This window comes from Micromonospora sp. NBC_00362 (assembly GCF_026342155.1).
Taxonomy (GTDB): Bacteria; Actinomycetota; Actinomycetes; order Mycobacteriales; family Micromonosporaceae; genus Micromonospora; species Micromonospora hortensis.
Window position 1 is genome coordinate 5391067 of record NZ_JAPENH010000001.1, and the last position, 23758, is coordinate 5414824.

Consider the following 23758-nt stretch of genomic DNA (forward strand, 5'->3'; position numbering starts at 1 on the left):
TGCTGGCTCCCACTCTGCGCGATACATTGTGACAATGCAAGACCCGTACCGGAGGTGACATGGCGATCCAGCACGCTGTCCTCGCCCTGCTCGCTGGTGGCCCCAGCCACGGCTACCAGCTCAAGGGCGCGTTCGAGGCCGCCGTCGGCCCGCAGTGGGGGCCGCTGAACATCGGCCACCTCTACCAGATCCTGGACCGGCTCTCCCGGGACGAGCTGGTCGTCGCCGAACGACAGCCGCAGCCGATCAAGCCGGACCGGGTGGTCTACGAGATCACCCCGGCCGGCCGCTCGGAGTTGGCGCGGTGGCTGGCCGAGCCGAGCCCGCGCAGCGGCGGATTCCGGGACGACTTCTTCCTCAAGGTCACCGCCGCCGCCCGGTCCGGCTCCGCGACCACCGTTCGCGCCGTCCTGAGCAACCAGCGGGGGCACCTGCTGCGCGAGCTGCGCAATCTGGACGGCCTACGGAGGGCCGCCGAGGACCCGGTGGTCGGGTTGCTGCTCACCGCGGCCAGCCGGCACGTGACAGCGGACCTGTCGTTCGTCGACGACGCCGAGGCGGTGCTGCTCGGTGACGAGGGCCAACTGCTCACCCGACTCGCGGCGTCGACAGCGGATCAGTCGGCGACCGACCCGGGATCGGCCGGGTCCGGGCGGGTCAGCGGCTCGAGCCCAGAGCGTGCAGCCGGCTGACCGCCTCGGTCAGCACCTCCGGGCGCTTGCAGAAGGCGAACCTGACCAGCCGCCGGCCCGCGTCGACGTCGTCGTAGAAGACCTGGGTGGGCACCGCCACCACACCGCAGCGCTCCGGCAACGAGCGGCAGAACTCCACCCCGTCCCGGCCGCCGAGGGCGGTGATGTCGGCGGTGACGAAGTACGTCCCCTCCGAGTCGAGCACCTCGAACCCGGCGTCGGTCAGACCACCGACGAGCTGGTCACGCCGCTGCTGGAGACCGTCCCGAAAGCCGGTGTAGTAGTCGTCCGGCAGGGCCAGCGCCACGGCCACCGCCGGTTGCAGCGGCGCGGCGTTGACATAGGTGAGGAACTGCTTCACCCGGAGCACCGCCGACACCAGCGCAGCCGGGCCGCTCGCCCAGCCGACCTTCCACCCCGTGCAGGAGAACGTCTTGCCGGCCGACGAGATGCGCAGCGTCCGCTCCCACATCCCGGGCAGGCTGGCCAGCGGCACGTGCGCGCTCGCCGCGTCGGTGAAGACCAGGTGCTCGTACACCTCGTCGGTGACCGCGTACGCGCCGAACTCCTGGCACAACTCGGCGACCTGCGCCAACTCGGCAGGGGTGAAGACCTTGCCGGTCGGATTGTGCGGCGAGTTCAGCAGCACCAGCCGGGTGCGCGGGCCGAAAGCCGCACGCAGCGCCGCCGGGTCGAAGGTGTACCGGCCGTCGGCCGAGGGGCGAAGCGTCACCGGCCGGCGGACCGCGCCGGCCAGCGCGATCGAGGCGGCGTACGAGTCGTAGTACGGCTCGAAGCAGACCACCTCGTCGCCCGGTTCGCAGAGCGCGAGGATGCTCGCCGCGACCGCCTCGGTAGCGCCCGCCGTGATCACGATCTCGCTGTCCGGGTCGTACCCCAGGTCGTAGAACCGCTGCTGATGCGCCGCGACGGCCGCGCGCAGGGCGGGGATTCCCGGGCCCGGCGGGTACTGGTTCTGTCCGTTGCGCAGCGCCTCGGCGGCGGCGGCCAGCATCTCCGGCGGGCCGTCGGTGTCGGGGAAGCCCTGGCCGAGGTTGACCGCGCCGGTGCGTACGGCGAGGGCGGACATCTCGGCGAAGATCGTCATGCCGAATGGCCGCATCCGGGCCACCAGCGGGTCGACATCCGTGCTCGTCGTCACCTGCGCCAGCCTACGGCCATACCCGGCTCGGACCCCAGCCTCACTCGGGCGCGCAACTGGTCGACCAGTACCCCCGGGTCTTGTCGACGACCGGCTTGCCGGCGCCGGTGACAGTGACCGTGCAGTCGAGTGGTCGCTGACCCTCGTCGTCGGCCCATCTGGCCTCCACCAGCACCCGGGTCTTGCCGTTGGTGCGAATCGTGGTGCGCCAGGGCAGCTTCTGGCCGTCGACATGCATGAGATCGCTCTCGGCGTCGTAGTACGCCAGGTCGACGACACCCGTTCCGCTGAGCTCGTAGACCACGGTCACCGGTGCCGGCCCTGAGGTCGGTCGGGTGATCGGCTTCTTGCTGGGGGTGGGCGCTGCGGTGGATGGCCTGGTGGTGGGTTGCTCCGGGATGATCGGCCCAGTGGTGGGCTCCGTCCAGCCGTCGTCGTCGGGGACGACCCACGGCTCCTCGGCGGTCGGGTCCGGGTTGGTCGAGCCGAGCCACAGGCCACCCACGCAGAGGCAGCCGCACACGAGTAGGACGAGTGCCACGACGGCCGCGACGACGATCCCGACGATCCGCCCGCTGCTCGTGGCCGGCTTGCCGGGAACCTGCGGATACCCGGGGTAGGCGTACGGCGGCGGATAGCCAGGCGGCGGCCAGCCGGTCCCGGGCGGCGGCCAGCCAGCGGCCGACGGCTGCCCGTCCGGCATCGGCCACCCCGCTGGCGGTGGCGATCCGGCCGACGGCGGGCCTGAGGCGTCGGGCGACCACTGGGGCGTCTGTGGGGCGGGCATCCACGGCGTCGCGGACGGTTGTGGCGTCCACTGGGTGGCGGGCGGAGAGGGCGTCCACGGCGCGGCCGGCGGGGCGGGTGCCCAGGGGGCCTGCGGTGCCCACGGCTGACCCGCAGCCAGCGGGTCGGGGGCCGGATACGGGGCCGAGGACGGCGGTGCCGTCGGATCCGGCGGGGGTGCGGGGGAGGCCGGGTCCGGAGTGGATGAGGGGGTCGGGTCGGGCGACGGCGCGTCGGACATGGCTGCTCCGGGCGGGAGTGGGTATGGAACGAACGGGCCGTGGACGGGAGCGCCAAACCCGCCGAGAGACTGTCGCACCCGAAGGCGTGTCGCAACCCCGCCCGGCGGAGCGGGCGCGGGCGGGCGGGCTGTGACGCTCGTCCCGTTGTGGCCGCGTAGGCGCTGATCGCTCAGATTCCGTGATTGATAACCCGACTTTCGAGCAACCAACATGAGTGAAACTGGGTTAGGCTGCGGGCCATGTGTGGAATCGTGGGATACGCGGGCGCGCGCCCCGCACTCGGCATCGTCCTCGACGGGCTGCGGCGGCTGGAATACCGTGGCTACGACTCGGCAGGCGTCGCGATCGTCTGTGACGATCAGCTGCTGACCGAGAAGAAGGCCGGCAAGCTGGCCAACCTGGAGAAGGTGCTGTCCGAGCGGGCCGCCGACGACCCGACCTCCTGCGCGGCCAGCCCGATCGGCATCGGTGACGGCACCACCGGCATCGGGCACACCCGGTGGGCCACCCACGGCGGCCCGACCGACCGCAACGCCCACCCGCACGTCGCCCCCGACGGGCGGGTCGCGGTGATCCACAACGGCATCATCGAGAACTTCGCCAAGCTCCGCGCCGAGCTGGAGGCCGACGGCGTCCAGTTCACCAGCGACACCGACACCGAGTGCGCCGCGCACCTGCTCGCCGCCGCGCTGGCCGACCTGCGCGCCGCCGGCCAGCCGGACAGCCCGCAACTGCTCGCCGCCGGCATGCGCGTGGTCTGCCAGCGACTGGAGGGCGCGTTCACCCTGCTCGCTGTGGACGCCGCCGTGCCCGGCGCGGTCGTCGGCGCCCGGCGCAACTCGCCGCTGGTGGTCGGCCGGGGCGACGGGGAAAACTACCTGGCCAGCGACGTGGCCGCGTTCATCGAGCACACCAGGGAAGCGGTCGAGCTGGGCCAGGACCAGATCGTGCTGATCACCGGCGACAGCATCGAGATCACCGACTTCGAGGGCCAGCCCGCCTCCGGCAAGGACTTCCACATCGACTGGGACTCCTCGGCCGCGGAGAAGGGCGGCTACGACTGGTTCATGCTCAAGGAGATCGAGGAGCAGCCGCAGGCCATCGCCGACACGCTGCTGGGCCGGCTCACCGAGAGCGGTGAGATCGCCCTCGACGAGGTCCGCCTCAGCGACCAGGATCTGCGCGACGTCGACAAGATCTTCATCGTGGCCTGCGGCACGGCGTACCACGCCGGCATGGTCGCCAAGTACGCCATCGAGCACTGGACCCGGATCCCGTGCGAGGTGGAGCTGGCCAGCGAGTTCCGCTACCGCGACCCGGTGCTCGACCGGTCCACGCTGATCGTGGTCATCTCGCAGTCCGGCGAGACGATGGACACCCTGATGGCGCTGCGCCACGCCAAGGAGCAGAAGGCCCGGGTGCTGGCGATCTGCAACACCAACGGCTCGACCATCCCCCGCGAGTCCGACGCCGTGCTCTACACCCACGGTGGGCCGGAGATCGCCGTCGCCTCCACCAAGGCGTTCCTCACCCAGGTCGTCGCCTGCTACCTGATCGGCCTGCACCTGGCCCAGGTGCGCGGCATCAAGTTCGCCGACGAGGTGGGCGCTGTGGTCGCGCAGTTGCAGGAGATTCCCGGCAAGCTGCGTGAGCTGCTCGACCGGATCGAGCCCGTCCGCGAGTTGGCCCGGGAGCTGAAGTCCGAGCCGACGGTGCTGTTCATCGGCCGGCACGTCGGCTACCCGGTGGCCCTGGAGGGCGCGCTGAAGCTCAAGGAGTTGGCGTACATGCACGCCGAGGGCTTCGCCGCCGGTGAGCTGAAGCACGGCCCGATCGCATTGATCGACAAGGGCACTCCGGTGATCTGCGTGGTGCCCTCGCCGGTGGGCCGGGGCATGCTGCACGACAAGGTCGTCTCCAACATCCAGGAGGTCCGGGCGCGGGGCGCGCGGACCATCGTGATCGCGGAGGAGGGCGACGAGGCTGTCGTCCGGTACGCCGACCACCTGATCTACGTGCCGCGTACGCCCACCCTGCTGGCCCCGCTCGTCACCACGGTCCCGTTGCAGGTGCTCGCCGCCGAGATCGCCGCCGCCCGGGGGCACGACGTGGACCAGCCCCGCAACCTGGCCAAGTCGGTCACCGTCGAGTAAGCCTCAGCGGCCCAACACGACCCGGGCCATCCCGTCCAGCGCGGGATTGCCCGGGTCCCAGTAACCGGTGTGCCCGCCTCGCCCACTGCCGAAGACTCGACCGCCGAACCCGGGATCCGACGGGTCGTGCCCGAACCACAGTTCGTGCCCGGTCCGGCCCGGCCAGCCCAGCACGGCGGCCAGCGGAGCCGTACGCAGCAGGGCCCCTCGGCCCAGCTCCTCCGGTGACCGGGCCGCCCGGATCACGTCGTCGGGGGCGCTGCTCGCCCAGACCTCCCCGGGTGGCACGCCCAGCTCGCTGGCGTGCGACGCGCCGACACCGGGGGAGCCGACGAAGACCAGCGCGTCGGCGGCCAGGCCGTGCTCCCGGGCGGCCACACCCACCACCAGCGACCCGTAGCTGTGCCCGAGCACCGTCTGCCGGGCCGGCGGCCCGTCGTGGCTGACACGCAGCCCCTCCTGGAAGCGGTGCAACGCCGGGCCGGCGTCCCGGGCCTGACCCGCCGAGGCGGCCTCGGTCAGCAGATCCGGAGCGTCGTAGTCCAACCAGAGCACCGCCGCGCTGCGCTCACCCGGGGCGAGCGCGGCGCACCGCTCCAGCACCCGGGCCGCCCTGCCCAGCTCGCCGGAGGCGTCGTCCAGGCCGGCGGTCATCCCCGGCACGTAGGTCAGCACCCGGTCGGCGCGGTCCGGGTCGCCGAGCGCCACCACCGCCCGGCCCTCACCCGCCGGGTCCAACCCGAGCAGGTACGCCCGCGGCACCTCGTCGGCCGTCAACCGCCCGACCAGCGCGTCCAGACCGGCCAGCCGTCCGGCCACCCCGCGCAACCGGATCACCGCGAGCGGCCCCGGCGGCACTCGCGACAGCAGCCGTCGCCGCTCGGCCAGCAACTCCGCACGCCAGGCGTCGAGCCGTAACCGGTTGGCCTGGTCGCGGGCGGCCACCGGCAGCCCGTCCAACCGGCCGACCAGTGCCGGCTCGCGAACGATCAGCCACCGTCGCTGCGCCGGGGTCAACCCGGACCACCAGGCGCTGACCAGCGCGGGCGCGGCACCGAGGGGCGGCCGGCCCGACGGGGGCGGAGACGTCCAGCCGGTGCCGGCGGCCCTCGCCAGATCATCCAACCGGTCGGCGGCGACGCGGTCCGCGGCGGCTGCCCCGTCGAGCGCGGCCCGCAGCGCCGCGGCCACCCCAGCCGCGGCGACCCCGGCCCGCTCGGTGGGCCGGAACCGGGCGGGATCGACCCGCACCCCACCCGAGCGGTCCACCAGCAGGCCGGCCGCCTCGGCCTGGGTGACCGCCTGGGCCAGCCGTGCCTTCGCCACCGCCAGCCCACCGGCCAACTCGGCCAGCAGCTGGTCGACCTCGATCAGCGCGGGTGCGATCGAGGCCAGCTCGTCACGCAGACGGCTGAGTCGAGTGTCCGCCGCCGTGGCTGCCGCACCCGACCAGCCGTCCCGCAACCGCCCGCCGGCCGTGCGCAGCCCGCCGAGGCCCCGATCGAGTGGCCCGGCCAACCCCGCCCACGCCGCCCCGGCGGCCCGCCACCCACCGGGATCGACAGCCCACAGCTGCCGGTAACCGACGCTGCTCACCGGGGTAGGGACGCGAACCGGTCGGCGGCCCTGTCGTCCACCGTCTCGTACGCCTCGGCCGCCGCCCGGACCCCGCCGGAGGTCACCGCGACCCGGGCACCCAGCCGGCAGAACCAGGCGTGCCCGGCCGCCTCGAACCCGGCCAGCGCCGCGCCGGCCCGCCACTCGGGCGCCGCCACCACCAGCCCGGGCACCCCCGCGAGGCCCAACGCCAACCGGCGCGCCTCGTCGTCGAGCAGGACGGCGACGGCCCGCAACTCCTCCGGCTGGACGGCGAACGGCTCGTCGGTCATGACCACACCCCCGTGGACGATCGGCATCGACGCGCTGACGCTAGGCACGTACCGGAGGTTGCGCCGTGCCCTGTGGACAGCCGACGTCGAGGCGTACCCCGGGGTGTCCACAGGCGTTGCCCAGCGCGAGCCCGACGGCTAATCTGCGGCCTCGACCGCCGGTAGGGTGGTGTCGTGATCGTCGCTGTCGGCATCGACGTCGTCCTGGTCGACCGGTTCGCCCGGGCCATGGCACGAACGCCACTGCTCGCCGACCGGCTCTTCACCGAGGCCGAGCGGCACACCCGCTCCGGCAGCCCGCGCTCGCCCGAGTCGCTCGCCGCCCGGTTCGCCGCCAAGGAGGCGGTGGCCAAGGCGCTCGGCGCCCCGGCCGGGCTCAACTGGCACGACTGCGAGATCGTGCCCGACCCGGATGGCCGCCCCTGGCTGGCCGTCTCCGGCACTGTCGCGGCGGTGGCCGACCTACGTGGGGTCAACCACTGGCATCTCTCGTTGTCGCACGACGGCGGGATCGCGTCGGCGATGGTGGTCGCGGAACGATGACGTCGGCCGGGAGGGCCGGTCAGGTCCGCCCGCGAACGGAATGGGACACGGTGGCATGAGAGCGGTGTGGCGGGTTGCCGACGTACGGGCGGCCGAGGCGGGGTTGATGGGCACGCTGCCGGAGGGGACGCTGATGCAGCGGGCCGCCGCCGGCCTGGCCCGCCGGGCCGCGCTCCTGCTCGCCGAGCGGGGCGGGGTCTACGGAGGCCGGGTGCTGCTGCTGGTCGGCTCCGGTGACAACGGCGGTGACGCGCTGTACGCGGGGGAGCGGTTGGCCCGCCGAGGTGTCCAGGTGTCCGCCCTGCTGCTCACCCCCGGGCGGGCGCACACCGCCGGTCTGGCCGCACTGCGAGCCGCTGGAGGCCGGCTGGTCCAGGATCCGGCCGGCCCGGTCGACCTGGTCCTCGACGGCATCGTCGGCATCGGTGGCACCGGCGGGCTACGGGCGAACGCGGACGAGGTGGTCAAGCGCCTCGGCGAGCTGCGCGGACGCGACGGGGAACGGGCCACGGTGCTGGCGGTCGACGTGCCCAGCGGGGTCGCTGTCGACACCGGCCACGTGCCGCTGTCCGCGTCCGGCCGGCCCACGGCGGTCCGCGCCGACGTGACTGTGGCCTTCGGCGCGCTGAAGCCCGCCCTGGTGGTCGGGCCGGCCGCCGCGCTGGCCGGGCACGTCGAGCTTGTCGACATCGGGCTGCGGCAGTGGCTGCGCGGCACCCCTGCGCTGCGGGTCACCGAGTGGTCCGACCTGGTCGACTGGTGGCCCCAACTGGGCCCGGCGTCGGAGAAGTACACCCGGGGCGTGGTGGGGGTGGCGACCGGCTCGGCGACCTACCCCGGTGCGGCGGTGCTCTCCGTGGGCGGCGCCCTGGCGGGGCCGACCGGCCTGGTCCGCTACGCCGGCAGCGCCCGCGCCGAGGTGCTGCACCAGCACCCCTCGGTGATCGCCAGCGGGCGGGTCGCCGACGCGGGCCGGGTGCAGGCCTGGGTCTGCGGCTCCGGGCTGGGCACCGGTGCCGACGCGGCGGCCGAGCTGCGCGCCGTTCTGGCCGCCCCGGTGCCGGTGGTGCTCGACGCCGACGCCCTGACCCTGCTGGTGGACGGCTCGCTCGCCGACCGGCTGCGGGGTCGCGACGCGCCCATCGTGGTCACCCCGCACGACCGGGAGTTCACCCGTCTCTGCGGTGAGGAGCCGGGCGCCGACCGGGTTGGCGCCGCGCTGCGGCTGGCCGCCTGGATGAACGCTGTGGTGCTGCTCAAGGGCGACCGCACTGTGATCGGCACGCCGGACGGTCGGGCGTACGTCAACCCGACCGGCACCCCGGCGCTGGCCACCGGCGGCACCGGCGACGTGTTGGCCGGGCTGCTCGGTTCGCTGCTGGCGGCCGGGGTGCCCGCCGATCGGGCCGCCGCCTCGGCCGCGTACCTGCATGGGCTCGCCGGGCGGGAGGCGGCCCGGGGTGGGCCGGTGACCGCGCCCGACGTGGCGACCGCGCTGCGTCCGGTGCTGGCCCGGCTGGGCTGAACGGGCGGTTCCGGGCGCGGTGACCGGATCGCCGCGTCGGGACGTGCGTCGCCGCCCGCCGTGATCACGGCGGAAAGTAGGCTGGGTACATGTGGCAGGCCGAGGTACGCGTCGATCTTGACGCCATCCGCGAGAACGTGAGCAGGCTCCGCTCCGGCACCACCGCCGAGTTGATGGCAGTGGTGAAGGCCGACGGGTACGGCCACGGGATGCTTCCGGCCGCCCGCGCGGCGCTCGACGCCGGCGCTGACTGGCTCGGTGTCTGCACCCTCGACGAGGCGCTCACCCTGCGGCGGGCCGGGGTGACAGTGCCGGTGCTGGCCTGGCTGCTCGCCCCCGGGTTGCCGCTGCACGAGGGGGTCGCCGCCGGCGTGGACCTGGGCGCGGCCAGCCTGGCGCAATTGGACGAGATGATCGAGGCGAGTCGTCTCGCCGGGCGTCCCGCCCGTCTGCACCTCAAGATCGATACGGGGCTGTCCCGGGGCGGCGCGACAGTCGCCGACTGGCCCGCGCTGCTGGACGCCGCCGCGAAGGCGCAGGCCGATGGCCTGGTCGAGGTGGTCGGCGTGTGGAGCCACTTCGTGTACGCGGACTCGCCCGGCCACCCCACCACCGACCGCCAACTGGCCGTCTTCCACGAGGGGCTGGCCATGGTCGAGCGGGCCGGGCTACGGCCGCGCTGGCGGCACCTCGCCAACTCGGCAGCCACCCTCACCCGCCCGGACACCCACTTCGACCTGGTCCGCCCCGGCCTGGCCATCTACGGGCTGTCCCCGGTGGCCGGCGAGACGTACGGGTTGCGGCCGGCGATGACCGCCCGCGCCCGCGTGATGCTCACCAAGCGGGTGCCCGCCGGCACCGGTATCTCCTACGGGCACGCCTACACGACGGAAGCCGACGCGAACCTGGCCGTGGTGCCGCTCGGGTACGCCGACGGGGTCCCCCGGCACGCGTCCAACACCGGCCCGGTACAGCTCGGCGGCGTACGCCGGACGATCTCGGGGCGGGTCTGCATGGACCAGTTCGTGCTCGACTGCGGCGACGACCCGGTGGCCGACGGCGACGTGGCGACGCTCTTCGGCAGCGGCGTCGACGGCGAACCGACAGCTGACGACTGGGCCGAGGCGGTCGGCACGATCAACTACGAGATCGTCACCCGGTTCGGCGGCACGCGGGTGCCCCGGGTCTACGACGGCGAGAAACAATGAGTTACCGCATTCCGCGTCCGCGCACGGCCGTGGGCCGGGTCGCCGGGATCGTCGGCGCGGCGGTGGGGGTGGCCGCGGCAGGTCTGGCGGCTGGTGTCGCGACCGAGCGGACCCTGGTCCGCCGGCTCAAGGCCGATCCGGCCGACCGCTACGCGCACGAGACGTTCGACAAGCAGCGGTACGACGAGGCGTTCCGCCTGGAGCTGCCGGACGGCACGGACATCCACGTCGAGGTGGTCGAGCCGACCCGGCCGGTGCCGGGGCGACCGACTGTGGTGCTGGTGCACGGCTTCTGCCTGGACATGGGGACGTTCCACTTCCAGCGCCAGATGCTCGCCGCCCGCGGTGACTACCGGATCGTGGCGTACGACCAGCCCGGTCACGGCCGGTCCGGCCGGCTGGAGACCGGGGAGTACGACCTCGCCGTGCTCGGCCGGACGCTGCGCCAGGTGATCGACCGAACCGCCCCGGACGGGCCGCTGGTGCTGGTCGGCCACTCGATGGGCGGCATGACCATCATGGCGTTCGCCGAGTTGTTCCCGGAGCTGTTCGGTGACCGGGTGGTGGGCACCGTTCTGATGGCCACGTCGGGCGGGCTCATCGCGGAGACCAAGCTGGTCGCGCCCGCGCTGCTCGGCCGGGTCGGTGGGCCGGTGCTCTACATGGTCAGCAACGCCACCCGGTACGGCGGGCCGGTGATCGACAAGGCCCGCAAGTCGACGTCGAACGTGGCCTGGCTACTGACCCGCAAGTACGGCTTCGGTACCCGCAAGCCCAGCCCGTCGCTGGTGTCCTACGTGGAGACGATGAACTCCCGGACGTCGGCCGACACGGTGACCCGCTACCTGCGGACCCTGGCCACCCACTCGCGCTTTCCGGCGCTGGCGGCGCTGGCGGCGACTCCGGTGCTGGTGGTGGTCGGCGACAAGGACATGATCACGCCGGTGACCCACTCCGAGGAGATCGTCCGCCGGCTGCCGCACGCCGAGTTCGTGAAGATCAAGGACAGCGGTCACGTGGTCATGTTGGAGCACGCGGACGAGGTCAACGCCGCCCTGGCGCGGTTCCTGGAGTCATTGCAGAGCGTGGAGGAACGGTGAGTCACGTCGTCAAGCTGCCGACCGTCGAGGACACTCGGGACTTCGGCCGGCGGCTGGCCGGGTTGCTGCGCGCCGGCGACCTGGTGCTGTTGACCGGCCCGTTGGGCGCCGGCAAGACCGCACTCACCCAGGGCGTCGGCGCCGGGCTCGGTGTCCTCGGGGACATCACCTCGCCGACCTTCGTGATCGCTCGGGTGCACCGCCCCGATCCGGCCCGGGGTGGCCGGGTGGCGCTGGTGCACGCCGACGCGTACCGCCTGGGTGACGCCACTGACCCGCGCGCCGAGATCGACGATCTGGACCTCGACGCGTCGGTGGACGACTCGGTGACAGTGGTGGAGTGGGGCGAGGGCCTGGTGGAGCAGTTGGTGGACGCGCACCTGCGGGTTCGCATCGACCGCCGCGACGACGACACCCGCATCGTCGAGCTGGACCCGATCGGCGGCGACTGGGCCCGGCGGCTCGCCGACCTGGGCTAGGTCGGCGGCTGTCGTACCCGATGCCTAGAGTGCGGGTGTCCGACCCGCGCTGTGAGAGGTTCCCGATGCCCGACGACGCTCCCGCCCTGGATCTGCTGGCTCTGCTGCCGGAGCAGTGGCGCACAGTGCTCACCCCGCACCTCGACCCGGCACGCACCGCCGCGCTGGGCGAGTTCGTCGCCCGGGAATACGCGACGCAGACGGTCTTCCCGCCGCTGGAAGATCTGTTCTCGGCATATCGGCTCTGCCCGCCGCAGGGCACGCGGGTGCTCATCCTCGGGCAGGATCCCTACCACCGGGCGGGGCAGGCACACGGGTTGAGCTTCAGCGTCCGCGACGGTGTGACGGTGCCGCCGTCGTTGCGCAACGTCTTCAAGGAGCTGGGCGAGGACGTGGGCGTCCCCAAGCCGCGCAGCGGCAACCTCGACGGGTGGGCCGCCCAGGGGGTGCTGCTGCTCAACGCGGTGCTGACCGTCCGGCAGGCAACCCCGGGCTCGCACGCCAACGCCGGCTGGGAAGAGTTCACCGACGCGACCATCCGGGCACTGGACGCGGCACCGGACCGGGTGGTCTTCCTGCTCTGGGGTGGTTACGCCCGTAAGAAGGCCGCGCTGGTCACCAATCCGCAGCACGTGGTGCTGGAGGCGGGTCATCCCAGCCCGATGAACCCGCGCGGCTTCCTCGGTAGCCGCCCGTTCAGCGCGGCCAACAAGGCACTCGCCGACGCCGGCCTGCCCACGATCGATTGGGAGCGCACCGCCGGCTGAGCCGCTCGTCGACGTCCCGCTGCTGGTGTGGACCGGCACTGGCTCAGCCGTCGCTGGCCAGCTGCCGGTCCCGGTAGCGGCGCAGCAACTCGGCGGCGCGTGGCTCGCTCAGTTCCAGCTCGACAAGCGGCACCACCTGGTAACTCCGCCCACCGTGGCGCACCTCGATCGTCTCGGGCAGCTCGTCGCACATGGTGGCCCTGATCTCCCCGTACCGGGTCGACCACAGGTGTTCGCCCGGCTCTTCGGGCTCCAACCACACCCCGCCGAACTCACCCCAGCGGGCGTTCCACCGCTGGCCGTAGTTCGTCTCCAGCCAGCGGGTGAACAGCTTTGCGTCCTGCCAGCGCAGGGCGATCTGCAGCGTGTCGGCCGGCACCGGTGCACCCTGTAGCACCGCCGCGGCGCATCCGGTGATCACCTGCGGAAAGTCGGTGAGCCGATCCAGCAGTCGATCCAACCCCAGCCCGTCGATTCGCTCGGCGATCGGCCGTGCGGCCAAGCCGTCGATCCGGGCGTCGAGGTGCGCGTCCAACGGCTCGACGCCGACGACCAACTGCACATCCATCGCTGCAAGCAACCGCTCCAGCACGGCGATGCTGGGCGCTCGCTCACCGCGTTCGATCCGGGCGACCGTCGCCTGGCTGACGCCGGCCAACTCGGCCAGCTCAGATTGGCTCAGCTCGCGCGACTGTCGTTGCTCACGGATGGCGGTGCCGAGCAGGCCGGCGAGACGAGTGGGTGGCATCCCGGGATGGTGGACCACGCCGGTCGTGGCCGAAACCGCTGAGGCGTATTCATGACTGGACGGCCGCCGCCCTGCTCCCCGGGACCTGCGACTGACACTGGGGGATGGGGCCCGTCGCCCCCCGCGCCGGTTCGTCGCCCCCCCGCCGCGAAAGAGCGACAGTGGTGCGGGCGGCCGTGGGTGGGCGTGACAGCGGCTGCTGGCGGGGCGGGGCGTGACTGAAGGCTGCGGCGGGGCGGCTAGGCTGGCTTACCGTGCTCGTACTCGTGGTGGACAGCTCGACCCCCGCGGTCACCGCGGCGCTGGTGGACGTCTCGGCAGACGGCGTGGCGTCGCGGGCGCACCGGTGCACTGTCGACGCCCGCGCGCACGGTGAGCTGCTCGCGCCCCAGGTGGATGCGGTCCTCGCCGACGCTGACGCGCGCCCGCGTGACCTGGCCGCCATCGTCGCCGGGCTCGGCCCGGGGCCGTTCACCGGGCTACGGGTCGGCCTGGTCACCGCCGCGACGATGGGTCAGGTGCTGGGCATCCCCACGTACGGCGTCTGTTCGCTGGACGCCATCGGCTACCCGGCGGCGTCCGGCGCGCCGGTCCTGGCCGCCAGCGACGCCCGGCGCAAGGAGCTCTACTGGGCCATCTACGACGGCGCTGGCCAGCGGATCGTCGGGCCGGAGGTGTCCGCGCCGGCGGTCGCCGCCGCGCGCGCCCGCGAACTGGGCGCGACGATCGCGGTCGGTGACGGGGCGCACCGGTACGCCGAGGTCCTGGACCTGCCCGTTCGGGTCGAGCCGCGCTACCCGGACGCGACGGTGCTGGCGTTGCTCGCCGCCGAGCGGATCCGGGCGGGGGCGTCCAGTGAGCGGCTCACCCCGCTCTACCTGCGCCGCCCCGACGCGGTGGCGGCGACCGGTCGCAAACCGGTCCTGCCATGACGGCGGTACGGCTCGAACCGTTCCGCTGGTGGCACATCGACGACGTGCTGCCGATCGAGGCGGACCTCTTCGGCGCTGAGAAGTGGTCGCCCGCCATGTTCTGGAGTGAGCTCGCCAACGGGCACCACTACCGGGTCGCCGTCGACGCGGACGGGTCGGTACTCGGCTACGCCGGGCTCGCCGGCGTTCCGCCGGACGAGGTGTGGGTACAGAACATCGCCGTCCGCCGGGACGCCCAGCGGCGCGGCGTGGGCCGTGCCCTGCTGGAGGAGTTGCTCGCCGAGGCGGTCCGGCGCGACGCCCGCAGCACCCTGCTGGAGGTCGCCGTGGACAACGCCGCAGCTCAGCGGCTCTACGCGACGTACGGTTTCGAGCCGATCGGGGTGCGGCGCGGCTACTACCAACCGAGCAACACCGACGCGCTGGTCATGCGGCGCGACGCCGAGCCGACCGGGGACGGACCACACGACCATGGCTGACGAACCACTGATCCTGGGTATCGAGACCTCCTGCGACGAGACCGGTGTCGGCATCGTGCGGGGGCACACCCTGCTGGCCGACGCGCTCGCCTCCAGCGTCGAGGAACACGCCCGGTTCGGGGGTGTGGTGCCGGAGGTGGCCAGCCGGGCACACCTGGAGGCCATCGTGCCGACCATGGACCGGGCACTGACCGAGGCCGGCGTCACGCTGGCCGACATCGACGCGATCGCTGTCACCTCCGGGCCGGGGCTGGCCGGTGCGTTGCTGGTCGGCGTCGCCGCCGCCAAGGGGTACGCGGTCGCCGCCGAGAAACCCATCTACGGCGTCAACCACCTCGCCGCCCACGTCGCGGTGGACACCCTTGAGCACGGCCCACTGCCCGAACCCGCCATCGCGCTCCTGGTGTCCGGCGGCCACTCGTCCCTCCTGCTCGTGGACGACCTGGCGCGGGGTGTCACCCCGCTGGGCGCCACCATCGACGACGCGGCCGGGGAAGCGTTCGACAAGGTCGCCCGGCTGCTCGGGTTGCCGTTCCCGGGCGGTCCGCCCATCGACCGGGAGGCCCGGGCCGGCGATGCCGCCTCGATCGCCTTCCCCCGCGGTCTGACCGCCGCGAAGGATCTCGCCGCCCACCGCTACGACTTCTCGTTCTCGGGCCTGAAGACGGCGGTGGCCCGGTGGGTCGAGGCCCGTCAGCGTGCCGGTGAGCCGGTGCCGGTGGCCGACGTGGCCGCGTCCTTCCAGGAGGCGGTCTGTGACGTCCTGACCAGCAAGGCGCTCGCCGCCTGCCGGGCGCAGGGCATCGAGACCCTGGTCATCGGCGGGGGAGTGGCGGCGAACTCGCGGCTGCGGGCGATGGCCGAACAGCGAGCCGAGAAGTACGGCATCCGGGTCCGGGTACCCCGGCCGAAGTTGTGCACCGACAACGGCGCGATGGTGGCCGCGCTCGGTTCGCACCTGGTCGCCGCCGGGGTCGCTCCGAGCCGACTGGACCTGCCGGCCGATTCGGCACTGCCGTTGACAACGGTCAGCGTGTGACGGGAGCGGCGGACATGATCGTGCGGATGTGGGAGGCGCGCGCCGAGGCGTACGGAGTCGCCGACCTGATCACCTGGGTGTGCGACACCGCCCTGCCGGAGTTGGAGCACGACCCGCTCCACGTCTCCAGCGAGGTCTTCTCCTCGACCGACCACCGCGTGGTGGTGATCTCCAAGTGGCGCAGCAACCCCCGGCCGCTGCCGGACCCACCAGCCCTGCTGGTGGCCCGCGCCCCGCACTCCTGGGACTTCACCCAGGTGGACCGGTAACGCGAGCCACCATTCAGGCCGCTGCCTGACTGGTCAGCTGCGGCGCAACATCCGGTAGGTGGCGATTCCGCCTGTGCCCAGCGCGGCGAGGAAGACCAGCCACACGACTGTGCTGCTGACTCCGACCTGCGGGCCGGAGTTGGCGGAGGCGGCGGCCAGGAGCCCGTCCTCACCCGGGGCGGGCAGCGCCGCCGGCGGCAGCTCCGGCCAGCGGACCAGGCCGGTGCTCTCCAGCATCTGCATGTGGTGCTGGACGAACGCGTTGGCGTCCTCGCAGAGCTTGCGGACTGTGGCGTCCCGGGTGCTGGCCCGGACCGCGCCGATCACCGGGAAGATCTTGCCGTGGGCGACCCGGAGCCGGGTGACGAAGATCTGGTCGAACCGGGCGCCGGATGCCTTCTGCATCTCGGCCAGCCAGCCCTTCTGCTCGGCGGTCGGATCGCTGGGGATCGTCGCGCCCAACTTGTTGGCCGCGTCGACCACGAGCTGGTCGAGCTTCTGGTGCTCGCTGGCGATGCCGGCGCCGATTTCCCGGACCTTCGCCGACTGTCCCTTCTCGGCGGCCATCTGGCCGGCTGGCATCTCCCACAGCCCGGCCAGCCGCACCCCGTTGAGCAGTGTCATGTCGGCGGCGTTGAGCTGCTGGCCACCGGCGGGCGCGGCGACGGCCACGCCGGGCAGGACACCGACCCCCGCGATGACCGCGATGAGCAGCATCGCCGCTCGGTGGGTCCGGGTGCCCAGTCGGCGATGGGCGGATCTGAGCGGTGCCATGTCTGTGGTGCCTCCTCGGTCCGGACCGGAACGCGTCTGGACCGGGCAGCCGTATCCTGCCGGTTGCCCGTCCGCCCACTGGTACGGACTGATCGCGCGATCAGTTCATCGCGGAGCGACAGGGATCAGCGGGTGACGGCGAGCAGGCCGCCGAGCAGCAGCAGGGTGATCGCCGCGGCGGCGAAAACCATCAGCAACTCCTGACGCCCGCGCCCGACCGGGCCGGTGTCGACGCCCGAGGTGGGCAGGGCCGGTAGATCGCGGGTCAGCGCGGCCAGGTCACCGAGGGTGCGCGCCGTCCACACCGCACCGGCGCGATCGGAGAACTCGTCGAGCGTCAGCCGGCCCGCCGCCGTGTGCTGGTGCAGCGCGGCGACCACCCGGTTGCGGTCGTCGTCGGAGGCGCGCAGCTCGACATCCACGCCGGACAGCGTACGCGGATCAGCCCACGTCGAGGGGGTCGGCGAGGAGCCGTTCGAAGGCCAGCTCTGCGGCACCGATCAGGGGCGCGTCAGTACCCAGTTTCGGCGTACGCAGCCGGACGTGCTCCAGACAGGCGCCGAGCGCGTTGGAGTTGAGCCGGCTGCGGATCTGGGCCGCCGCCGCGAGGTAGAGGTCACGCATCGTCCCACCGAAGATGACCATCTCGGGGTTGAAGACGTTCACCAGGTTGGCCACCCCGAAGCCGAGCCAGTCGCCGGCCTGGCGGACCGCCGTCTGGGCCCGGGCGTCTCCGCGATCGGCCGCGTCGAAGACGGCCAGCAGCGCGTCACGGCCCCGGGCGTCGGAGCGTCCGGCGGCGCGCAGGAGGCCACGCTCGCCGATCTCGGTCTCCCAACAGCCCCGGGAGCCGCACTCACAGGGTCTGCCGTCGCGCACCACCTTCATGTGGCCGACCTCGCCGCCGTACCCACCGTGCCCGGTCAGCCTGCGCCCACCGGCGATGATGCCGGCACCCACGCCCACGTCGCCGTACAGGTAGAGGACGTTGTCGCAGCCTGCCGCCACACCGCGTGCGTGCTCGGCGAACGCGGCGACGTCGGCCACGTTGCCCACTGTGATCGGTACGTCGATGCCCAACTCGTCGGCGAGGGCCGCGCCGATCGGCTCGTCCACCCAACCGGTGGTGGGGCCGAGTCGAACCAGGCCGTCGTCCCGGCGGACCATGCCGCAGACCGCGACGCCGGCACCGACGCAGATCGCGTCCGCCGGCACCAGTTGCTGCATCTCCTTGACCGCGCCGGCCAGCAGCGGTGCGGCCTCCGCGGCCAGCAGCCCGCGCGGCCGGTCCAGATCCCGGCGGTCCAGGATCGCGCCACCCAGCCCGATCCGGGCGGCGCGCAGCCGGTCCACCTCCACCGAGTACGCGTACGCGTAGACCCGCGCCGACTCGGGCCGGACGACCAGTGACGGTCGTCCGGCTCGGCCGGTTTCCTTCGGTGCCCCTTCGCTGACCAGCCCCACCGCGGACAGGTCGGCGGTGAGCGCGCCGATGGTGCTGCGGTTGAGGCCCAGCGTGGTGGTCAGTTCGGCACGCGTGGTCGCCCCGTGGACGTGCACGTGCCTCAGCAGAGCCCCGAGGTTCTGCCGTCGGACGTCATCCTGGGTCGGTCCTGGGCGCATGCTGGTGCTACCTCCCGCGCGGTCAGCGGGTGCCGGTGGCTGCCGCGCGACGGCGGGAGAGCGCGTCGACGCTGGCCGCGAGCAGGAGCACGACGCCGGTGACCACGTACTTGACTCCCGAGGTGTACCCCATCAGGCCCATTCCGTTTTCGATGACCGCGACCACCGCGCCGCCGAGGACGGCGTCGAGGACGCGGCCCTTGCCACCGAAGAGGCTGGTGCCGCCGATCACCGCCGCGCCGACCGCGTAGAGCAGTACGTTACTGCCCCCGGTGTTCGGGTCGACCGAGTTGGCCCGGCTGGCCGCCACGATGCCACCGATGGCGGCCATGGAGGAGCAGATCACGAAGACGGAGATCCGGATCCGGTCGACGCCGATGCCGGCCCGGCGGGCCGCTTCCCGGTTGCCGCCCACTGCGTAGATGTGCCGGCCGTAGCTGGTGCGTTGGAGCACGAAGGTCCAGATGATCAGCAGCACCGCGATGATCGGCACCACGATCGGCACACCCTTGAGTGAGCTGATCAGGACGTTGCGGCTGCGCTCCAGGTTGAGCACGTACACAGCGGTGCCGAGGATGACGGCGAGCCCGCCGATCCGCAGCGCCACCACCGCGAGCGGATCGGTGATCAGGCCGCGGGCCACCCGGGTGCGGTGGCGCAGCAGTTGCACAGCCGCGTAGCCGATGACCGCGACGGCGGTCAGCGCCCAGCCCAAGGTGGGGCCGAGGTTGCGGTTGGCGATGGCGACCAGCACGTCGTCGCGGACGGCGATGTTGGTGCCGTCCTTGACGAGCAGCAGCACGACGCCCTGGAAGGCGAGGAAGCCGGCGAGGGTGACCACGAAGGACGGAATGCCGATCTTCGCGACGAGCATGCCGAGCGTGCTGCCGATGACCACGCCGGTGGCGACAGCGGCGAGCACGGCGACCCACCAGGGGTAGCCGAGCACCGTGACCACATTGGCCAGCACCGCCGCGCAGACGCCGCTGGCGAAGCCGGCGGACAGGTCGATCTCGCCGAGCAGCAGCACGAAGACCAGGCCCATCGCGATCAGCGTGACCGCCGCGCCCTGGGTGAAGAGGTTGGCGAAGTTGCCGGCCGACAGGAACGACGACGGCCTCATGATCGCGAAGACGGTGCAGAGCACGATCAGGCCGAGTACGGCTGGTAGTGCGCCGACGTCGCCACCGCGTACCCGACTGAGGTAGTTGCGGAAGTGGCCTCCGATGGTCGGCGTCGGTGTGACGGCGGCGGGTCCGTCCTTCCGCACGGCGGTGGTGGTCATCGGACGCCTCCTGAGATCGAGTCGGCCGCCTGTGGGCCGTCGCCGTTGCTGCCCGGGTCGGTGGCGAGGCCGAGCCCGCCCGAGCGCCCGGCGGTGATCAGCTCGACCACCTGGGCGTGGGTGATGTCGGTGGTCTTCACCTGGGCGACCATCTGGCCGAGGTACAGCGCGGCGATCCGGTCGGAGACGGCGAAGACGTCGTTCATGTTGTGCGAGATGAGCACCACGGCCAGGCCGTTGTCGGCGAGGCGGCGGACCAGTTCGAGCACCTGGGCGGTCTGTGCCACGCCGAGCGCCGCGGTCGGCTCGTCCAGGATGACGAGCTTGCTGTTCCACAGCACCGCCTTGGCGATGGCCACGGTCTGGCGTTGACCGCCGGAGAGGCTGGACACGTGCTGGCGAAGTGAGGTGACGGTGCGGATGGAGAGCCCCGCCAGGGTTTCGGCGGCGAGCTGTTCCATTGTCGGCTCGTCGAGGACGATGCCGCTGCGCTTCTCCCGGCCGAGGAACATGTTCTGCACGATGTCCAGGTTGTCGCAGAGCGCGAGGTCCTGGTAGACGACCTCGATGCCGAGCGTGGCGGCGTCGCGTGGGCTGCCGATGTGCACCGGTTCACCGTTGAACAGGAACTCTCCGGCGTCGGTGGGGTGGATGCCGCTGATGCACTTCACCAGGGTCGACTTGCCGGCGCCGTTGTCGCCGACCAGTGCGGTCACTTCTCCCGGGTGGACGGTCAGGGCGACGTCGCGGAGCACCTGGACGGGACCGAAGCTCTTGTCGATCCCGCGGAGTTCCAGCAGGGGGGTCGCGGACACGGGGGTCTCCTTCTTAAGGGAGGGTCGGGGCCCGTCCGGCGTGCGCCGCCCGGCACGGGAGGGTGCTCCCGTGCCGGGCGGCGATGGTCGTTCCGGCGGGTACTGCGGCGTCGGTCAGCTGATGCCGGCTTCGGCGCAGAACTTGGTGTACGCCGCGGTGCAGACCTCTTCCTTGGTCACGTAGCCGTCGGCGATGACGTCCTTGACGCTGTCCTTGTAGATGGCCTTCGGGGTGAGCAGCACCGACGGGACGTCCCGGTCGCCGTCCTTGACCGTCTGGCCGGTGTCCTTCTTCTCACCCTTGGCGAGGGCGATGGCCAGGTCGGAGGCGGCCTTGGCCTCTTCCCGGACCGCCTTGTAGACGGTCATGCACTGGTCACCGGCGAGGATGTTCTGCAGGCCCTCGGTGCTGGCGTCCTGTCCGGTCACCGGCACCTTGCCGTTGAGCTTGTTCTTCTTCAGGATCGAGATGGCCGCGTTGCCGAGACCGTCGTTGGCGGCCAGCACGCCGTCGATCTTGCCGTTGGCCTTGGTGAGCTGCTGCTCGAAGATCGTCGCGGCCTGCGCGTTGTCCCACGCCGGCACCGCGTCCTCAGGGCCCTTGACGTACTCCTTGGCGTCGAACTTCGGCTTGAGCACCGAGTCGTAGCCGGCCTTGAAGAGGGTGGCGTTGTTGTCGGTGGGGGAGCCGTTCAGGTACGCCACGACGGGGTTCTTGGCGCCCTTCTCGGTCAGGCACTTCGTCAGACCCTCGCCCTGGAGCTTGCCGACGGTCTCGTTGTCGAAGCTGACGTAGTACTGGGCGGAGCCGCCGAGGGTGAGCCGGTCGTAGTCGATGGTGGCCACACCCTGCGACTTGGCCTTGTCGAGCACGGCCTTGCCGGTGCCGGAGTCCAGGTTGACGATCATCAGGGCGGTCACGCCACCGGTGATCATCTGGTCGGCGATGGTCTGGAAGGCCGTCTTGTCGTTCTGGGCGTTCTGGATGTCGTACTGGACGCCGGCGGCCTTGAACGCCTCCTCCAGGAACCGACGGTCCGCCGTTTCCCAGCGGGCCGAGGACTTGCTGTCCGGGAGGATCACGCCGATCTTGGGGGTCTTGGCGGAGGCGGCCTTGTCGCCGGAGTCGTCGCCACAGGCGGTCAAGCCGCCGGTCGTGAGCAGGCCCACGGCGGCGATGGTGAGGATCCCCTTACGCATGTGCAGGGTCCTTTCGGAGGTGGGGGAGGTGTTGTTTTGTTGTGTCCGGCAACGTATTTCGCGTCACACCGGCTCCACAAGACCGCGCAGGTGCATAGTTTGTTGGGAGCGATAACAATTCAGCAACGCGACTGTTACTCCCTGGGTATCCCACGGGGGAGTCGACGTAACGACTGTCGTCAGTGGGTCTGCAACGGCGCGGTGCGGGCGTCGGTCAGCGCCACCAGATCCGCTGCGGCCAGTTCGAGTTGCAGACCACGCCGACCAGCCGAGACGTAGATCGTCGGGAGATCCAGCGCGGATTCGTCCAACACCGTGGGCAACCGTCGACGCTGCCCGAGCGGGCTGATCCCACCGCGCACGTAACCGGTGGCCCGCTCGGCGACCGCCCGGTCGGCCAACGCTGCCCGCTTGCCGCCGACCGCCGCCGCGAGCGCCTTGAGATCCAGCTCGCCGGTGACCGGGACGACCGCCACAGTGAGCGCGCCGTCGACAGCGGTCACCAGCGACTTGAACACGCGCTCCGGTGCCACGTCGAGCGCCACCGCCACCAACGCGCCGTAGTTCGGGGCGTCCGGTGACACCCGGTACGGATGGGTGCGATGCGCGATTCCGCGCTTGACCAACAGTGCCGTTGCCGGCGTGCCCTGTCCCGCCACAGCGACGAGGCTAGTCGAGACGGGGCTAGCCGACAGGTTGGCCGACCAGCACCGTCGGTGCGCCGTCGACCCGGGTGAGCACCAGACTCGCCGCCGCGTTCCCGGCCAGCCGCAGGTCCCGCCGGAGCTGCTCCGGTGTGAGCGCCGAACCCCGCTTGAGGATCTCCACCCGGCCCACCCCGCGGTCGCGCAGCAGCGCCCGCAGGCGCTTGAGCGAGAACGGCAGCACGTCGGTGATCTCCAGGCAGCGCGCGTACGGGGTGCGGATCGGCCGGTCGGCGTAGAGGTAGGCGATGCTCGGATCGCCCAGGGTGGCGTCCAGTTCGGTGGCCAGCTCGGCCACGAGATGCGCGCGCACCACCGCCGGGTCCGGGTCGTACAGGTAGCGCCTCGGCGGCCCGACCGGCGCCTCGGCGGCACCCGAGCCGGTGAGTTGGTGACGGTGGGTCTCGGCGCCCCGCTGGCGGTAGACGGTGGCGCGGCGGGGCACCTCCGCCAGCTCGCCGCACCAGAGCGCGGCCTCGACCAGGTCGCCGTCCACGCCGACCCACTCGGCCTCCGCGCCGGCCGGAATGAGCGCGTGGTCCAGGCCCGGCGCGACCTTCACGACTGTGCGCGGCACCCGCTCGGCCAGCCCGGTGACGAAGTCCCACGGTGGTGAGTAGGCGCGCGGGTCGAAGATCCGCCGCCCGGTGCCGGTGGTGCGGCGGGCCGGATCGCAGAAGACCCCGTCGACCCCTGACACGTCGAACCCGGTCGCGTCGCCGCACTCGACAGTGAACAGCTCGGCCAGGCCGGCCGCCTCGGCGTTGGCGGCGGCCATCGCCGCGGTCACCGGGTCGGCTTCCACCCCGTACACCCGGATGCCGGCGCGGGCGGCGGCCAGCGCGTCGGCCCCGAGCCCGCACCCGAGGTCGGCCAGGGTGCGCACGCCGGCCGCGGACAACCGGGCGGCCCGACGGTCGGCGACCACCCGGCGGGTGGCCTGCTCCAGGCCGGGACGGGTGAGGAACATCCCAGCGGCGGCCGGGCCGAACTTGCCCACCGCCCGGTGCCGCAATTCGGCCTGGGTGAGGGCCGCCGCAGCCAACGTCGGCGGCACCCCGGTCGCGCGCAGCGCCGACGCCGCGACCAGTGGATCACCGCCGGCCAGGTCGGCCGCCGCCGTGAGCGCGGCCGACCCCTCAGGGGTACGCAGCGCCGCCAGCTGATCGAGATCCACCCCGCCATTGTCCTGGCCGACCCGGAAATCCTGGCTGGCGGGGCGCGACTCGCTGGCACTCTCCTTGACGGAGTGCTAGCCACGGAATAACCTGCGATTAGCACTCTCACCCTGAGGGTGCCAGCTTCCGGGTCTCGCGACCCGGGTGCGCACGCCAGGCGGACCGG

The 23758-nt window shown here is 72.4% G+C and carries 26 protein-coding genes; 13 read left to right on the top strand and 13 right to left on the bottom strand.

Going from position 1 to position 23758, the window contains the following annotated elements; all coding sequences use genetic code 11:
- Positions 1-59: 59 nt before the first annotated feature.
- Positions 60-692 carry a PadR family transcriptional regulator gene (locus tag OG992_RS24860; protein ID WP_266304421.1) on the top strand — a complete coding sequence of 211 codons (633 nt, stop codon included), beginning with the start codon at positions 60-62 and terminating at the stop codon, positions 690-692.
- Here OG992_RS24860 and OG992_RS24865 read toward each other — a convergent pair.
- Together OG992_RS24865 and OG992_RS24870 are read right to left on the bottom strand one after the other, a co-directional pair.
- Positions 658-1815 carry a pyridoxal phosphate-dependent aminotransferase gene (locus OG992_RS24865; protein ID WP_266305271.1) on the bottom strand — a complete coding sequence of 386 codons (1158 nt, stop codon included), beginning with the start codon at positions 1813-1815 and terminating at the stop codon, positions 658-660. The genes OG992_RS24860 and OG992_RS24865 overlap by 35 nt on opposite strands.
- Positions 1816-1894: 79 nt before the next feature.
- Positions 1895-2557, bottom strand: coding sequence for an MmpS family transport accessory protein (locus tag OG992_RS24870; protein ID WP_238687800.1), 663 nt, complete (start codon positions 2555-2557; stop codon positions 1895-1897).
- A 564-nt stretch (positions 2558-3121) separates the two neighbouring features.
- Between OG992_RS24870 and glmS the strand changes: the two genes are divergently transcribed.
- Positions 3122-5035 (top strand): glutamine--fructose-6-phosphate transaminase (isomerizing), encoded by a 1914-nt coding sequence (gene glmS, locus OG992_RS24875; RefSeq protein WP_238687799.1) that lies wholly within the window; start codon positions 3122-3124, stop codon positions 5033-5035.
- 3 nt (positions 5036-5038) lie between these two features.
- Here the strand turns inward: glmS and OG992_RS24880 are convergent, their stop codons facing one another.
- Both OG992_RS24880 and OG992_RS24885 read right to left on the bottom strand, forming a co-directional pair.
- Complete coding sequence (locus OG992_RS24880; protein ID WP_266304422.1) at positions 5039-6631, bottom strand: alpha/beta hydrolase; 1593 nt, start codon at positions 6629-6631, stop codon at positions 5039-5041.
- The gene (locus OG992_RS24885; RefSeq protein ID WP_266304423.1) at positions 6628-6924 is read right to left on the bottom strand and encodes a hypothetical protein; all 297 of its coding nucleotides are present in this window, start codon (positions 6922-6924) and stop codon (positions 6628-6630) included. The genes OG992_RS24880 and OG992_RS24885 overlap by 4 nt, the downstream gene beginning before the upstream one ends.
- Here OG992_RS24885 and OG992_RS24890 point away from each other — a divergent pair.
- From OG992_RS24890 to ung, 7 genes are all read left to right on the top strand, one after another.
- On the top strand, positions 6923-7066 hold the full coding sequence (locus tag OG992_RS24890) for a hypothetical protein (RefSeq protein ID WP_266304424.1): 144 nt from the start codon (positions 6923-6925) through the stop codon (positions 7064-7066). The genes OG992_RS24885 and OG992_RS24890 overlap by 2 nt on opposite strands.
- 32 nt (positions 7067-7098) lie before the next feature.
- Positions 7099-7467: a holo-ACP synthase gene (locus tag OG992_RS24895; RefSeq protein WP_266304425.1), complete on the top strand. Its 369-nt coding sequence runs from the start codon at positions 7099-7101 to the stop codon at positions 7465-7467.
- Positions 7468-7522: 55 nt separating this feature from the next.
- Positions 7523-8992 carry an NAD(P)H-hydrate dehydratase gene (locus OG992_RS24900; RefSeq protein ID WP_238687796.1) on the top strand — a complete coding sequence of 490 codons (1470 nt, stop codon included), beginning with the start codon at positions 7523-7525 and terminating at the stop codon, positions 8990-8992.
- Between the two features lie 89 nt (positions 8993-9081).
- Complete coding sequence (gene alr, locus OG992_RS24905) at positions 9082-10200, top strand: alanine racemase (RefSeq protein WP_238687795.1); 1119 nt, start codon at positions 9082-9084, stop codon at positions 10198-10200.
- The gene (locus OG992_RS24910; RefSeq protein WP_238687794.1) at positions 10197-11300 is read left to right on the top strand and encodes an alpha/beta fold hydrolase; all 1104 of its coding nucleotides are present in this window, start codon (positions 10197-10199) and stop codon (positions 11298-11300) included. The genes alr and OG992_RS24910 overlap by 4 nt, the downstream gene beginning before the upstream one ends.
- Entirely contained in the window at positions 11297-11779 is a 483-nt protein-coding gene (tsaE, locus tag OG992_RS24915; RefSeq protein ID WP_238687793.1) for a tRNA (adenosine(37)-N6)-threonylcarbamoyltransferase complex ATPase subunit type 1 TsaE, read from the top strand. Before OG992_RS24910 ends, tsaE begins: the two co-directional genes overlap by 4 nt.
- A gap of 65 nt (positions 11780-11844) precedes the next feature.
- The gene (gene ung / locus OG992_RS24920; protein WP_238687792.1) at positions 11845-12546 is read left to right on the top strand and encodes a uracil-DNA glycosylase; all 702 of its coding nucleotides are present in this window, start codon (positions 11845-11847) and stop codon (positions 12544-12546) included.
- A 43-nt stretch (positions 12547-12589) separates the two neighbouring features.
- On the opposite strand, the gene OG992_RS24925 is transcribed toward ung, so the two are convergent.
- On the bottom strand, positions 12590-13294 hold the full coding sequence (locus OG992_RS24925) for a helix-turn-helix domain-containing protein (RefSeq protein WP_266304426.1): 705 nt from the start codon (positions 13292-13294) through the stop codon (positions 12590-12592).
- A gap of 254 nt (positions 13295-13548) precedes the next feature.
- On the opposite strand from OG992_RS24925, the gene tsaB reads away from it, so the two are divergent.
- From tsaB to OG992_RS24945, 4 genes are read left to right on the top strand one after another with little or no spacing between them, the layout of a single operon-like run.
- Positions 13549-14226 carry a tRNA (adenosine(37)-N6)-threonylcarbamoyltransferase complex dimerization subunit type 1 TsaB gene (tsaB, locus tag OG992_RS24930; protein WP_266304427.1) on the top strand — a complete coding sequence of 226 codons (678 nt, stop codon included), beginning with the start codon at positions 13549-13551 and terminating at the stop codon, positions 14224-14226.
- Positions 14223-14705 (top strand): ribosomal protein S18-alanine N-acetyltransferase, encoded by a 483-nt coding sequence (gene rimI, locus OG992_RS24935; protein WP_112621757.1) that lies wholly within the window; start codon positions 14223-14225, stop codon positions 14703-14705. Before tsaB ends, rimI begins: the two co-directional genes overlap by 4 nt.
- Positions 14698-15744 carry a tRNA (adenosine(37)-N6)-threonylcarbamoyltransferase complex transferase subunit TsaD gene (gene tsaD, locus OG992_RS24940; protein WP_091402289.1) on the top strand — a complete coding sequence of 349 codons (1047 nt, stop codon included), beginning with the start codon at positions 14698-14700 and terminating at the stop codon, positions 15742-15744. The genes rimI and tsaD overlap by 8 nt, the downstream gene beginning before the upstream one ends.
- Before the next feature lie 14 nt (positions 15745-15758).
- Complete coding sequence (locus tag OG992_RS24945; RefSeq protein WP_053660576.1) at positions 15759-16013, top strand: hypothetical protein; 255 nt, start codon at positions 15759-15761, stop codon at positions 16011-16013.
- Positions 16014-16046: 33 nt separating this feature from the next.
- Here OG992_RS24945 and OG992_RS24950 read toward each other — a convergent pair whose 3' ends face one another.
- The 8 genes from OG992_RS24950 to OG992_RS24985 form a co-directional block, all read right to left on the bottom strand.
- Complete coding sequence (locus tag OG992_RS24950; protein ID WP_238687787.1) at positions 16047-16787, bottom strand: DUF4142 domain-containing protein; 741 nt, start codon at positions 16785-16787, stop codon at positions 16047-16049.
- 125 nt (positions 16788-16912) lie between these two features.
- Entirely contained in the window at positions 16913-17209 is a 297-nt protein-coding gene (locus OG992_RS24955; RefSeq protein WP_238687786.1) for a DUF1707 domain-containing protein, read from the bottom strand.
- Positions 17210-17228: 19 nt separating this feature from the next.
- Complete coding sequence (locus tag OG992_RS24960; protein WP_266304428.1) at positions 17229-18410, bottom strand: ROK family protein; 1182 nt, start codon at positions 18408-18410, stop codon at positions 17229-17231.
- A gap of 22 nt (positions 18411-18432) precedes the next feature.
- Positions 18433-19695 carry a sugar ABC transporter permease gene (locus tag OG992_RS24965; RefSeq protein ID WP_266304429.1) on the bottom strand — a complete coding sequence of 421 codons (1263 nt, stop codon included), beginning with the start codon at positions 19693-19695 and terminating at the stop codon, positions 18433-18435.
- Positions 19692-20510, bottom strand: a complete 819-nt coding sequence (locus tag OG992_RS24970; RefSeq protein ID WP_238679445.1) for an ATP-binding cassette domain-containing protein — start codon at positions 20508-20510, stop codon at positions 19692-19694. The genes OG992_RS24965 and OG992_RS24970 overlap by 4 nt, the downstream gene beginning before the upstream one ends.
- Before the next feature lie 114 nt (positions 20511-20624).
- The gene (locus OG992_RS24975) at positions 20625-21710 is read right to left on the bottom strand and encodes a sugar ABC transporter substrate-binding protein (protein ID WP_266304430.1); all 1086 of its coding nucleotides are present in this window, start codon (positions 21708-21710) and stop codon (positions 20625-20627) included.
- A 179-nt stretch (positions 21711-21889) separates the two neighbouring features.
- Positions 21890-22369, bottom strand: a complete 480-nt coding sequence (ybaK, locus tag OG992_RS24980; RefSeq protein WP_266304431.1) for a Cys-tRNA(Pro) deacylase — start codon at positions 22367-22369, stop codon at positions 21890-21892.
- Positions 22370-22394: 25 nt separating this feature from the next.
- Positions 22395-23591: a methyltransferase domain-containing protein gene (locus OG992_RS24985; protein WP_266304432.1), complete on the bottom strand. Its 1197-nt coding sequence runs from the start codon at positions 23589-23591 to the stop codon at positions 22395-22397.
- Positions 23592-23758 lie beyond the last annotated feature (167 nt).